This window comes from Microbacterium sp. Cr-K20 (assembly GCF_000708325.1).
Taxonomy (GTDB): domain Bacteria; phylum Actinomycetota; class Actinomycetes; order Actinomycetales; family Microbacteriaceae; genus Microbacterium.
In genome coordinates, this window is record NZ_JARE01000030.1 from 23559 (window position 1) to 35826 (window position 12268).

Below are 12268 nucleotides of genomic sequence, written 5' to 3' on the forward strand. Positions count from 1 at the left end.
ATAGCAAGTGTAGTGGCCGGGCGACTCAGCGGTCGAGCAGATCCGCGACGACCGCCGCGACATGCTCCTCGAGCAGGTCGAGCGCGCCGGGAGCCAGCGGCGTCTGCCACGCCTGATACGCCCCGCGGTCATACGCGTCGCGTGTCGGCAGGTACACGAAGCCCGGGCCGTTCGTGAGGTTCATCACGACGATCGGCGTCTCGGGGAACCGCGCCCGCAACGCGGTCTGCAGGCGCGAGTACGCCTCGCCCGGATGACCCACGATCACCGCATCCCCGAGCCGCCAGGCCCAGACCGGATGCTGCACCGTCGGCCCGTCGATGTACCCGTCACGCAGGTTGCGCGCGCGGCCGAGGCGTTCCTCGCGGGAGCGCGGATCGATGTCCTTCCACTCCTCGGCGAGCTCTTCCAGCGCCGGCAGGTCGCGCAGCGGCAGCTCGACGCTCGTCACCGAACCGGCCGCGCCCTCCCCGCCGTGAGCCACCTCTCCCGCCCAAATCGCCAGCGGCGCTCCCGACTCCACGACGCCCTCGAGGGTCAGTTCCTCGCCCGGCGCCGGCAGCGAATCGAGGGCCGCGAGCACCGCGTGCCCGAGCGAGCGTCCGTGGCGGTCGGCGACCGTGACGTCACCGGTGTACTGCTCGCGGGGTGCCAGCTCGCCCGAGGCGCCCTGCACGAACAGGCACGGCGCACCCGTGGCGGCCTCGACGATCTCGCGCGTCGCGCCGACGTAGTCCGGCGACACCTCACGGCTCTGCCAGGCGAGCGTGGTCGGGTGGCAGGCGTAGTTCACGAGCGTGCCGCGCACGACACCGTCGACGCTGAGGCGGCCGATCATGACGGTGTCATCGGCGGTGCCGGCGGGGTTGAAGCCCACGAGCGCACGCCCGTCGACGTCGAGCTCGCGATCGGCGGCCAGGGTGCAGCGGCCGCTCGTCCACTCGATGAGTCCGAGGACCGCGCCGTCGAGGGCCTCTCGCCCGGCGGCGATGCCCGCGGCGGCGAGAGCTTCGAGGTACCCGGGGATGAGTTCGCCACCCGGCAGGTGCGCGTCGGCGGCACACAGCACCGCGCCCGCGTGGGTGTGCGAGAGCGACAGCATCAGCTGGTCGGCCTCGAGTCCGAGTCCCGCCAGGATCGCCCCGCGGACGCCCTGTTCGTCGGCCACGCGGCGCCACCAGGTGCCGTCGACCGCGAGCAGCAGGCGCGGCCGCTCGTCTCCCGCGATCACGGCGAGCGCGGTCAGCTCGAACGGGCGGTGCGCCCCCTCGGAGCGCTCCCAGTCGGCGGGACCCCAGTTCTTGGCGCGGATGCCGATGGGCGGCGTGATGTCGCGGCGAGCGACGCCGATGCGCGCGCGGGTACGGGGGATGCGGATGCGGTCGCCGATCGCGGTGGCGGTCTTCGTCATCGTGCCTTCCCTCCCACGCCGGCCGGGATCACGCCCGTGCCCACTCCCTGAGCCTGCCAGAGCGCGGCGGCCTCCGCCCGTCGGCGACGCTCCAGCACCGGGTCGGCCACGGGAATCGCGGCCATGAGACCTCGCGTGTACTCGTGCTGGGGGTTCGCGAACAGGGCGTCGCGGGCGCCGATCTCCACGATCCGTCCCTGCTGCATCACTGCCACCGTCGACGACATGTACCGGATGACGGCGAGGTCGTGACTGATGAAGAGGTAGGTGAGCCCGAGCTCTGCCTGCAGTTCGCGCAGCAGGTTGAGCACCTGCGCCTGGATCGACACGTCGAGCGCCGACACCGACTCGTCGAGCACGAGGAACTCGGGCTCGAGCACCAGCGACCGCGCGATCGACACGCGCTGGCACTGGCCGCCCGACATCGAGCGCGGCAGCCGGTGGGCGAACTCCTCGTCCAGCCGGACGCGGTGCATGGCCTCGCGCACCTTCTCGGCGCGGGTCGCCCGGTTGCCGATGCCGTGCGCGAGCAGCGGCGCCTCGATGATCTGCGTGACGGTCTGGCGTCGGTTCAGGGCGGAGAACGGATCCTGGAACACCATCTGCATCCGCCGCCGCAGGTGCCGCAGCTCCTCCCCGCGCATCTCGTGCGGGTGATGCCCATCGAACACCACGGCCCCGGCATCGATCCCGCCGAGCGCGAGCACGGCCTTCGACACGGTCGACTTGCCCGAGCCCGACTCGCCCACGAGCCCCACCGTCTCGCCGCGGCGGATCCGGAATGACACGTCGTCGACCGCGGTCACCCGCCGGCCGGAGCCGAGCGTGAACACCTTCGACACGCTCTGCACGTCGACCAGCACGTCTCCCGACTCCCTGGCGCGGTCGACCGCGCTGATGGAGCCCGCCTCGACGACCGGCTCGGTGCCGCGTTCGAGGACCTCGGCCGCGGTGCGGATCGGGTCGTGCACATCGATCGTGAGGTCGACCACGGCTCCGAGCAGCGCCTTCGTGTACGGATGCTCCGGCTCGGCATAGAGCTTGTCGACCGGGGCCTCCTCGATCACCCGCCCGTGCCGCATCACGTGGATGCGCTCGCAGAAGCCGGCGGCGACGCCGAGGTCGTGCGTGATGAGCACCACAGCGGTGCCGTGCTCATCGGCCAAGCGGTCGAGCAGGTCGATGATGCGCGACTGAGTCGTGACGTCGAGCGCAGTGGTCGGTTCGTCGGCGATCAGGACGGCCGGCCGAGACGACATGGCCATCGCGATCATCACGCGCTGCCGCATGCCACCGGAGAATTCATGCGGGTACTGGGCAAGACGCTCCTCGGGGAGCGGCACACCGACCTCAGTCAGCAGCTCTACGGCCCTGGCCCGCGCCGCATCCTTCGGCACCCGATCGTGCAGCCGGATCGCCTCGACGAGCTGGTGCCCGATCGTGCGCACGGGGTTGAGCGACGACATCGGGTCCTGGTAGACCATGGCGATCTCGCCGCCGCGCACCCTCGTCATCTCGCGCTTGCTCAGAGTGAGCAACTCGCGATCGCGCAGTCGGATGCTACCGCCGAGCGTCGCGCCGTCGTTGAGGCGCATGATCGAGAGCGCCGTGAGCGACTTTCCCGAGCCGGACTCGCCGACCAGCCCGATCCGCTCGCCGGGGCGCACCGCGAACGAGATGCCCTTGACCGGCATGGCGTCGCCGTAGGAGACGGTGAGGTCCTGCACCTGCAGGACGGGCGTGGCATCGGTCATCGTCCCTTCCCCTTCCGATCGCCGCCGAACTGATCGGCGAGCACGTTGAGCAGCCAGATGGTGACGAAGATGAACAGCGCAGGGAACAGCACGTACCCGATCGACTGGTACATCTTCTGGTAGCCCTGCTGCACGAGGGTCCCCCAGGTGGCTTCGGGCGGCGCGATGCCGAGGCCGACGAAGCTCATCGACGCCTCGAGGAGGATCGCGTTCGCGGCGTTGATGGCCGCCTGCACCACGATCGGCCCGCGGGCATTCGGCAGCACCTCGGCGAACAGCAGTCGGCTGCGCTTCGAGCCGAAGGCGACGGCGGCCGTGAAGTAGTCCTCCTGCAGCTCACTGAGCACCGAGGAGCGCACCAGGCGCGCGGTGGTGGGGGTGAGCAGGATGCCGATGATCACGGCCAGTTTGACCGGATCGGCGCCGAACGCCGAGATGAAGACGAGCGCGAACAGGATCTGCGGGATCGCCATGACCGTGTCGGCCAGACGCATCAGGATCTCGTCCCACACACCGCGGGCGAACGCGGCCGCCATCCCCCACGCGATGCCGAGCACCATGGCGACCAGGGTCGCACCACTGGCGATGAAGATCGTCAGCTGTCCGCCGTACAGCACGCGGCTGAACAGGTCGCGCCCGAGCTCGTCGGTGCCGAACAGGTGCCCGGCTGACGGACCGGCGAACCGGTCGGGCGATTGCGCCGAGGGATCGTAGGGCGCGATCACCGGTGCGAGCACGCAGGCCAGCACGATCACGCCGAGGAGGGCGAGCGGAATCCACGACGCGACCGCGAGACGGCGACGCGGGCGGGCCGAGCGCAGAGCGAGGGTGAGGGTGTCAGCCACGGCTGCTCCTAGCACGAAGACGCGGGTCGAGCACACCGTAGAGGAGGTCGACGATGAGCGTGGTGAGGATGAACATCGCGGAGATCAGCAGCACGACCGACTGCAGCACCGCGTAGTCGCGCTTGAAGACCGCGTCGATCGCGAGCGAGCCGAGCCCCGGCACGCCGAACACGTACTCCACGATCACGACGCCACCGAGCGTGTACCCGACGATCAGGCCGAGCATCGTGAGCCCCGGGATCAGCGCGTTGCGCAGAGCGTGACCGATCACGACGCCGCTCGCCGACTGGCCCTTGCCGCGGGCGGTGCGGATGTAGGGGGCGTCGAGCACCTCGACCATCGAGGCCCGAAGGAATCGCATCAGCAGCGGAGCCGCGGCGAAGGCGAGGGTGAGAGCGGGGAGGATCATCCGCACGAGGTTGTCCGCCGGGTCTTCGCTGAACGGCGTGTAGCCGCGGGCGGGCAGCACCTTGAGCTGCACGGCGAAGACCACGATCAGCACGATGCCGATCAGGAACTGCGGCAGCGCCATGCCGGCGGTGGAGATGGCGGTCAGCACGCGGTCGACCGCTCCGAGCGGGCGCAGCGACGCGATCACCGCGGCGGGCGTGGCAATGAGCACGGCCAGCAGGATGCCGATGAGGGTGAGCTCGAGCGTGGCGGGAAGCCGCTGTGCGATGAGCTCGGACACCGAGTACTGGTTGAAGTACGACTGTCCGAAGTCGCCGGTGAAGACACCGCCGATCCAGCGCAGGTACTGCTCGATGATGGGGGCGTCGAGGCCGGCCTCCTCGCGGAGGCGCTGGAGCATCTCGGCATCCACGCCCGGCGTCGAGCCGAGGCGCGTGATCACGGGGTCGCCCGGCAGCAGCCGGAGCACGACGAACACAAGAAGGGAGGTGGCGATCAGCATCGCGATGCTGATCGCCACCCGCCGGAGGATGGACAGAGCCACGTCAGTCCTTGAGCTGCGCGTTCTCGAGGTGCAGCTGTCCGCCGCCCTCGACCCAGACCCCGGTGACACCGGTGCTGGTCGCGGTGACGACCGTGGACTGCAGCGGGACGATCAGCGGAACCTGCTGGTTGATGATCGTCTGCACCGTGCCCCACTTCTCGGCGCGCGCGGCCTCATCGGGCTCGGCCACGGCGTCGGCGAACGCGGTCTGGAAGTCGGGGTCGACCCAGTTGCACTCGCAGCGGCCTTCGAGATAGAAGTTCAGCGAGTACGCGGGCTCCGGGGGCGTGGACTGGAAGTTCGGCACGATGTACCCGGGGAAGCTCTTGCCCGCCGGATAGAACGAGTCGACCCAGGTTCCGATGTCGTTGTTGTCGATCTTAAGAGTGATGCCGATCTCCTTCAGGCTCGCCTGCAGGATCTCACCGCTCGTGTTCCACTCCGGGTACTGTCCCGCAACGCCCCACCAGGTGAGCGTGCTGCCCTCGGTGACGCCGGCCTCGGCGAAAAGCTCCTTGGCCTTTTCGAGGTCGTACGAGTAGTCGGTCAGGTCACCGCCGAACCAGGGGTTCACCTCGCCGAGCGCGTTGTTCGTGGGAGAGATCGTGCCCTGCCCGTAGTACGCGGCGTCGAGGATGGCCTCGCGGTCGGTCGCATAGGCGAGCGCCTGACGCGCACGCACGTCGTTGAAGGGCGCCGACTGGGTGTCGACCTCCCACGACGGCCACTGGCTGGGGTTGTCAGGCTTGACGAGCGCGATGTCGCCGCCGCCTTCGAGCCCGGCCACATCGCCCTGCGGTACGGACCACAGCACGTCGATGTCGCCCGAGCGCAGCCCCGTGACCGCGGCCGTGGACTCTGCGGCCTTGACGATCGTGATCTCGTCGAGGACCGGCTCCTCACCGAAGTACTCGGGGTTCGGCACGAGGGTCAGGCTGTCGTCGGGCGTGAACGCATCGACGATGTACGGGCCGGTGCCGATCGGCTCCTTGTCGATCGTGGCGAGCGCATCGACGTCGAGCATCTTGACCCAGACGATGCCGGCCGCGAAGGTCGCGATGGGCTCGGAGAGGGTGATGACGACGGTCTTCTCGTCGGGCGCCGTGACGTCCGTGACCATGTCGATCTTGTTCTTCTCCTGGGTCGCGGTCTCCGGGTCGAGGTAGTAGTCGAACGATGCGACGGCGTCCTCGGCGGTGAAGGCGTCGCCGTTCGAGAACGTGACGCCGTCCCGGAGGGTGAAGGTCCAGGTCTTCTGGTCCGGCGACGCCTCCCACTTCTCGGCGAGGTCGCCGACGATCTCGCCCGACTCATCGGTCTTGGTCAGACCGTTCCAGAGCAGGGGGAACAGCACCTCCTCCCAGGCGAAGGTGCGGATGGCGGGGTTCAGCTGCGGGATGCCTTGAGCGGCGGCGACGGTCAAGGTGCCGCCGTCCTGCGTCTGGCCGTCAGGAGTCGAGGGGGTGCTGCTGCAGCCAGCGATGAGGAGCGCGGCGGTGAGCAACGCTGCTCCGCCGAGCAATACACGACGACGCGACATGGGTGCCTCCAAGTGTCGGTGATGCATTCGGGTGGAAGGGTTTCGCTATAGCATGTAGCAAACCCCGGGCTGCGTCTAGTGCGAATCGAGCGAATACGATTACGTTCTCGTTACGCCCACCCGGACCCGTATCCCGCCACGGCGGTGAATTTGCCATAGCATCGGTCGATGCAGGAACTCGGCCGAGAACGGCTCGCGGGTTCCGGCACAGACAGGAGAGCCACGGTGCGCAGCGTCTCGGATCAGAACATCGCCGAACAGGTCGCGGATGAGCTGCGCGCGGCCATCCACTCCGGAGAGCTCGCCCCCGGCGAGCGCCTGGTCGAACGGAAGCTCGCCGACCGGCTCGGTGTGAGTCACATCCCGGTGCGCGAGGCCCTGACCCGCCTGGCCGAGGAGCGTCTGATCACCCGCGAGCCCCGCCGCGGAGCCCGCGTCGCGCAGCTGAGCGCGCAGGACCTGGAGGAGATCTCGAGCCTGCGGATCGTGCTCGAGCAGTTCATGGCCATCCGGGTGCAGGAGCGCTGGAACGAGGAATCCGCCGCCCGCCTCGGAGCCATCATCCAGGCGATGTCGGATGCGGCACCCGGCGACATCGACGAGGTGCTGCGCCAGGACCGCCTGTTCCACGAGACCCTCGCCGACCTCGCCGAGCATCGCTTCCTCGACGAGGTGAGCGGTCAGCTGCGCGGACGCATCACCGGATTCCTGCACGCCGCGAACGCGGCGCTCGACCCCGCCGAGCTCGAGGAGCACGTGCGCAGCCACCAGCAGATCGTCGACGCCATCGCGAGCGGCGACCCCGACCGGGCGCAGGCGGTCATCACCGAGCACGTGACCCGCGCGGTCCGGCGCATCACCCCCTCGGCCGAAGCCGAGTGACACGGCCCGTGCCTCAGAAGACGATCGTCCTCACCGGAGCATCCGACGGGATCGGCGCAGCCGCCGCCCACCAGCTCGCCTCGCCGTCGAACCGCCTCGTCCTGGTAGGCCGATCGGTCGAGAAGACCCGCGCGATCGCGGAGGAGACCGGATCCGAGTGGTTCACCGCCGACTTCGCCCGCCTCGACGACGTGCGGGCGCTGGCCGAGAAGATCACGGATGCCGTCGGCGATGACGGCATCCACGTCCTGGCGAACAACGCCGGCGGCATCTTCGGGGATCAGACCCCGACCGTCGACGGCTTCGAGAAGACGATGCAGGTCAATCACCTGGCGCCGTTCCTGCTCACGAACCTGCTGCTGCCGCAGCTGTTGGCATCCGACGGCGCGGTCATCAACACCTCGAGCATCGGCCACCGCCTCTTCGGGCACATCGACGTCGACGACCTCGACAACACCCGCCGCTTCAGTCCCAACAAGGCCTACGGCGACGCGAAGCTCGCCAACGTGCTGTTCGCGAAGAGCCTGCACACGAAGTTCCATGCCGACGGACTCAGCGCCGTGGCGTTCCACCCCGGCACCGTGCAGACGAACTTCGCGTCCGACTCGTCGAGCATCATGCGGCTGCTCTACCGCACGCCGCTCAAGCACCTCCTGCTCATCGGCGCGGACAAGGGCGGGGACACGCTCCGCTGGTTCATCGAGGGCACCCCCGGCGACACCTGGCTCTCCGGCGCGTACTACGACGAGCGCACCCTCACCACGAAGGTCAACCCACAGGTGAACGACCCGGATCTCGCCGAGGCCCTCTGGCAGCGCAGTGCCGAGCTCGTCGGCATCCCGTCCCCCTGACCCCCTTTCTCTCCCCCTTTCGCCGAGCGCACGGCTCCCCGCCGAGTGCACGGCTCCTCACGCGAACACCCCGTGCACTCGCGAGCAACCCGTGCACTCGGCAGCGGCAGCGGCAGCGGCAGCGGCAGCGGCAGCGGCGGCGGTGGCGGTGGCGGAAAGGCGCGCCGAGAGGTGGGCGCACGCCGGGCGCCGGATCCTGGCCAGAAGTCTGATTGAGGATGGGGCGAGGCGCGCGTAACGTGTTACCGGTCAAAAGCTCAGCCATCGCTCGCCGCCCGCACCCGGGCGGCCATTCAGGGAGGCAAGGATGCCCCGCACGAATCCGAAGAATCCGGCGTATTCCGTCTGGCGGCGCAAGCCGGTCGGCGACCTGAACGAAGAGGCGGAGAGCAGTGGTCTCTTCAAATCCCTCGGGTTGTGGCAGCTCACCGCGATCGGCGTCGGCGGCATCGTCGGCGTCGGGATCTTCTCGCTCGCGGGCCTCGTCGCGCACGGCGATGCCACGAACCCCGGTGTCGGGCCCGCGGTCGTCATCTCGTTCCTCATCGCCGGACTGGCGTCTGCGGCCGCCGCTCTCTCGTACGCCGAATTCGCGGGAATGATCCCCCGGGCCGGATCGGCGTACAGCTACGGCTACGTCGCGCTCGGCGAGATCACCGGATGGTTCATCGGCTGGGATCTGCTCCTGGAGTACGTGGCCATCGTGGCCGTCGTCGCGATCGGGATCTCCGGCTACCTCGATGCGTTCCTCTCCGGCTTCGGCGTCCACCTGCCGACCGCGGTCACCGAGACGTTCGACCAGCCCGGCGGCGTCGTCAACATCCCGGCGATCCTGATCTGCCTGCTCGTGACTTTCCTCCTCAGCCGCGGCACCAAGACCTTCGGCCGGTTCGAGCTGGTGGCGGTCGGGATCAAGATCCTGCTGATCCTGTTCATCGTGGGACTCGGCATCTTCTACATCAACACCGACAACTACACCCCGTTCATGCCGTCCGGTTTCGGCCCGGTCTTCACCGGGGCCGCGACGGTGTTCTTCGCCGTGTTCGGCTACGACGCGATGAGCACCGCCGCCGAGGAGGCGAAGGACGGGCGCAAGCACATGCCGAAGGCGATCATCCTGTCGCTCATCATCGCCATGCTGCTCTACGTCGCCGCGACGTTGGTGCTCACCGGGATGCAGAACTACCAGGACATCGACCCGAAGGCCGGCTTCGCCTCGGCGTTCTCCAGCGTCGGACTGCCCGTCATCGCGTCGATCATCTCCGTGTTCGCGGTGCTGTCGATCCTCACGGTCATGCTCACGTTCCTGCTCGGCGCCACCCGCGTGTGGTTCTCGATGAGCCGCGACGGCCTGCTCCCCGGCTGGTTCTCGAAGGTCGACGGCCGCGGTGTGCCGCAGCGGGTGACCTGGATCGCGGGCATCGGCTCCGCGTTCTTCGCCGGGATCTTCCCCATCCGTGCCGTGGCCGACCTGACGAACATCGGCATCCTGGCGGCGTTCGTCGTCGTGTGCATCGCCGTCGTCGTGTTCCGGTACACCAAGCCGGACGCCCCGCGCACCTTCCGGCTGCCGTTCATGCCGGTGGTGCCGATCGTCGGCGTCGGCTTCTCACTGTTCCTCATCTCGCAGCTGCACTGGGAGACCTGGCTGCGCTTCGGCGTCTGGCTCGTGATCGGACTCGTCGTCTACTTCGCCTACGGCCGCCGCCACTCGCTGATGAACCCCGATAGCCCCCGCCGCCGCCGCTGACGCCCTGTCGCCTCGTCCGCCGGCGCTCGTCGCCGCAGCCCGCGGCCCGCAGCCCGCAGCCCGCAGCCCGCTATGAAGGAGAACTCCCGTTATGAAGGACCAGGATCAGCGGATCCTCCTTGATAACGGGAGTTCTCCTTCATGCGATGCGGCCGCGGTGTGCGGGCGCGAATTATGGGCGCTGCGCGGCCGCCGAGTGCACGACCTCCCGCCGAGTGCACGGCTTCTTCACGTCGAGAAGCCGTGCACTCGCGAGTAGCCCGTGCACTCGGCGACCGGGACGGGTGCGCGCGACGGGTCAGACCAGGAGGTTGGCGGTGTCGACGACGCGGTCGCCCTCGGCGGGGAAGGCCGTGCGGGTGACGCCCGACTCCACGTTTCCGGTGTGCAGCAGGGTCGACGAGCCGCCGAACGCGGCATCCGCCAGCTCCAGCGCGCCGCCCTCGAAGCGGTTGCCGACCGCGCGGTAGTGGGTCGCCCCCTTCGTGACCGCGACGTGGGTGGATGATCCCTCGGCGCGGAAGCTGCTGTCGGACAGTGTCAGGTGCAGCTCGCCGTCGCCGGTCCGGGAGACACCGGTTCCGCCCTTGATCGACACATCCGAACCCGCGACCTCGACGACCTGGCGCTCACCCCGCGCCGCCTCGATGCGGGCGTTGCGCAGCGTCGACCCCTCGAATCGCAGCTGCGCCGACGACGACACGATCGGCGCCGCGTCATCCGCCGCGTTCAGGGTCGAGCCGCGGAACGTGACCGCACCCGAGCCCGCGATCTTCATGCCGCCGACGCGGTCGAGCACGGTGTCGACGAACGTGACCGGGGTCTTCACGGTGGCATTGGTGAGCTCGCCGGGAGCGACGAACGTGAAGTGCGAGTCGGCGATCACCGTCGGGCGCCCGGAGTTGTCCGACGCCTGCGTGATCACGAGCGTGTCGGATGCCGTGCACCCCCGCAGCTGGGCGCCGTCGGCATTGATCCACAGCATTCCGGAGCCGGCGAGCGAGGGCTTGCCGATCACCTGCACGTCTTCCAGCGTGAGGTCGGTGATGCGCACGCGCGCCACGAACCACGAGCACACGTGCTTGCGCACCGTGATGCGCTTGGCCGCCGAGCCCCAGGCCGCACCGGAGTTCGCGAACGTCATGAGCCCGGAGTTGCCGGTGTAGGTGAGGTCGTGCTCGTACTGGCCGTGCGTGACGAACGGACCCTGGTCGTCGCCGTCGCCGTGGCAGTTCTCGACGAGGCAGTAGGCGCTCGCGGTGAAGTCGTTCAGGTGCCGCGAGTTGGCGGTGTGGCAATTGGCGACGTATCCGTACAGGCAGTAGATCTGCTGCGTCAGGTAGCCGGCGCCGCCCCAGGTGACCGAGGTGGGGTTCTTGAGCGTGCAGCTCACGGTCGAGTAGTACGTGTTCCAGCGGCGCTGGATGAGCGGCCAGAAGGTTCCCGTGCCGTCGATGTGGTCGACGTCGCAGCGCACCGCGTATTCGAAGGCGAGCGGGTGCGAGCCCGTGTACTCGTCCTTCCCGGTGCCGAGGAACTTCAGGTTCGACACGGTGACGTCCTGCACCGGCACCACCCGGCGCCAGGTCATCGTGCGGTCCTTGCCGAGCGGCCAGCCGTTCTTGTAGTTGATGCGGATGTGCGTGCCGTCGACGATCTGCGTGACCTGCACGAGCCGCTGCAGCTCGCGCTCCCACCGCCCCGACAGCGCGTTCACCTCGGCGGCGTACCAGTCACCGACCGCGAAGAAGGAGGAGTCGGCGACCGGGAAGACGTCGCCGAGGTCGGGGACCACCTCGTTCAGTCGCGCCTCGTGCACGGCATCCGTCACCTCGCCGCGGAAGAACATGACCGCGGCGAAGGGGTCGTCCTTGCCGGCGTTCTCGATGCCGACCGTCGTCATGAGGTGGCCGCCGAAGTCGAACGCGATGCGCGACCGTGAGAATTTGTGGCGACGCACGAAGTTCAGGTCGCTGTGGGCCTCGATGCGGTGGATGCTCGCATCGTTCACCATCGCGTCGAGCGCGTCGTCGGCATTCACCTTCGCGTTCATCACACCGAACATGCGGAAGTCGACGACGCCGTCGTGCAGGAGCAGCCATGCACCGCCCTTCGGACCGGCGAGCACGGTGCCGCCGTTCGCCGCCGGAGCATCCTTCTTCACGAAGCGGTACAGCCCGTCGCCGCCGTCACCGGCCGCCGCGTACCCGGTCGTGCGCACGAGGTCGCCGTCCTTGCCCTTGCGCTTCGCGAGCTCGGTCGCGGTGCCGCCGTTGGCGA

At 68.9% G+C, this 12268-nt stretch carries 9 protein-coding genes; 3 read left to right on the plus strand and 6 right to left on the minus strand.

Going from position 1 to position 12268, the window contains the following annotated elements; genetic code table 11:
- Nucleotides 1–25 precede the first annotated feature (25 nt).
- Genes GZ67_RS0105390 through GZ67_RS0105410 form a run of 5 tightly spaced genes read right to left on the minus strand, consistent with a single transcriptional unit; the run spans nucleotide 26 to nucleotide 6505 of the window.
- Entirely contained in the window at nucleotides 26–1411 is a 1386-nt protein-coding gene (locus tag GZ67_RS0105390) for a hypothetical protein (RefSeq protein WP_029263146.1), read from the minus strand.
- Nucleotides 1408–3165: an ABC transporter ATP-binding protein gene (locus GZ67_RS0105395; protein WP_051662352.1), complete on the minus strand. Its 1758-nt coding sequence runs from the start codon at nucleotides 3163–3165 to the stop codon at nucleotides 1408–1410. Before GZ67_RS0105395 ends, GZ67_RS0105390 begins: the two co-directional genes overlap by 4 nt.
- The gene (locus tag GZ67_RS0105400; RefSeq protein ID WP_197021069.1) at nucleotides 3162–4010 is read right to left on the minus strand and encodes an ABC transporter permease; all 849 of its coding nucleotides are present in this window, start codon (nucleotides 4008–4010) and stop codon (nucleotides 3162–3164) included. The genes GZ67_RS0105395 and GZ67_RS0105400 overlap by 4 nt, the downstream gene beginning before the upstream one ends.
- The gene (locus GZ67_RS0105405) at nucleotides 4003–4965 is read right to left on the minus strand and encodes an ABC transporter permease (protein WP_029263149.1); all 963 of its coding nucleotides are present in this window, start codon (nucleotides 4963–4965) and stop codon (nucleotides 4003–4005) included. Before GZ67_RS0105405 ends, GZ67_RS0105400 begins: the two co-directional genes overlap by 8 nt.
- A gap of 1 nt (nucleotide 4966) precedes the next feature.
- Nucleotides 4967–6505 carry an ABC transporter substrate-binding protein gene (locus tag GZ67_RS0105410; RefSeq protein ID WP_029263150.1) on the minus strand — a complete coding sequence of 513 codons (1539 nt, stop codon included), beginning with the start codon at nucleotides 6503–6505 and terminating at the stop codon, nucleotides 4967–4969.
- Between the two features lie 168 nt (nucleotides 6506–6673).
- Here GZ67_RS0105410 and GZ67_RS0105415 point away from each other — a divergent pair, with 168 nt between their 5' ends.
- From GZ67_RS0105415 to GZ67_RS0105425, 3 genes are all read left to right on the plus strand, one after another.
- Nucleotides 6674–7387, plus strand: a complete 714-nt coding sequence (locus GZ67_RS0105415) for a GntR family transcriptional regulator (protein WP_231481698.1) — start codon at nucleotides 6674–6676, stop codon at nucleotides 7385–7387.
- An 8-nt stretch (nucleotides 7388–7395) separates the two neighbouring features.
- The gene (locus GZ67_RS0105420; protein WP_136025691.1) at nucleotides 7396–8238 is read left to right on the plus strand and encodes an SDR family NAD(P)-dependent oxidoreductase; all 843 of its coding nucleotides are present in this window, start codon (nucleotides 7396–7398) and stop codon (nucleotides 8236–8238) included.
- Nucleotides 8239–8545: 307 nt separating this feature from the next.
- Nucleotides 8546–9988 carry an APC family permease gene (locus GZ67_RS0105425; protein WP_029263153.1) on the plus strand — a complete coding sequence of 481 codons (1443 nt, stop codon included), beginning with the start codon at nucleotides 8546–8548 and terminating at the stop codon, nucleotides 9986–9988.
- 298 nt (nucleotides 9989–10286) lie between these two features.
- On the opposite strand, the gene GZ67_RS20735 is transcribed toward GZ67_RS0105425, so the two are convergent.
- The coding region (locus GZ67_RS20735; protein ID WP_197024974.1) for a peptidase C14 at nucleotides 10287–12268 on the minus strand (1982 nt) is incomplete at its 5' end.

Excerpts from the sequence above, each read along its gene's own strand:
- GZ67_RS0105425 (WP_029263153.1), top strand. The coding sequence starts at position 8,546 with ATGCCCCGCACGAATCCGAAGAATCCGGCGTATTCCGTCTGGCGGCGC.
- GZ67_RS0105410 (WP_029263150.1), bottom strand. The coding sequence starts at position 6,505 with ATGTCGCGTCGTCGTGTATTGCTCGGCGGAGCAGCGTTGCTCACCGCC.
- GZ67_RS0105395 (WP_051662352.1), bottom strand. The coding sequence starts at position 3,165 with ATGACCGATGCCACGCCCGTCCTGCAGGTGCAGGACCTCACCGTCTCC.
- GZ67_RS0105390 (WP_029263146.1), bottom strand. The coding sequence starts at position 1,411 with ATGACGAAGACCGCCACCGCGATCGGCGACCGCATCCGCATCCCCCGT.
- GZ67_RS0105415 (WP_231481698.1), top strand. The coding sequence starts at position 6,674 with ATGCAGGAACTCGGCCGAGAACGGCTCGCGGGTTCCGGCACAGACAGG.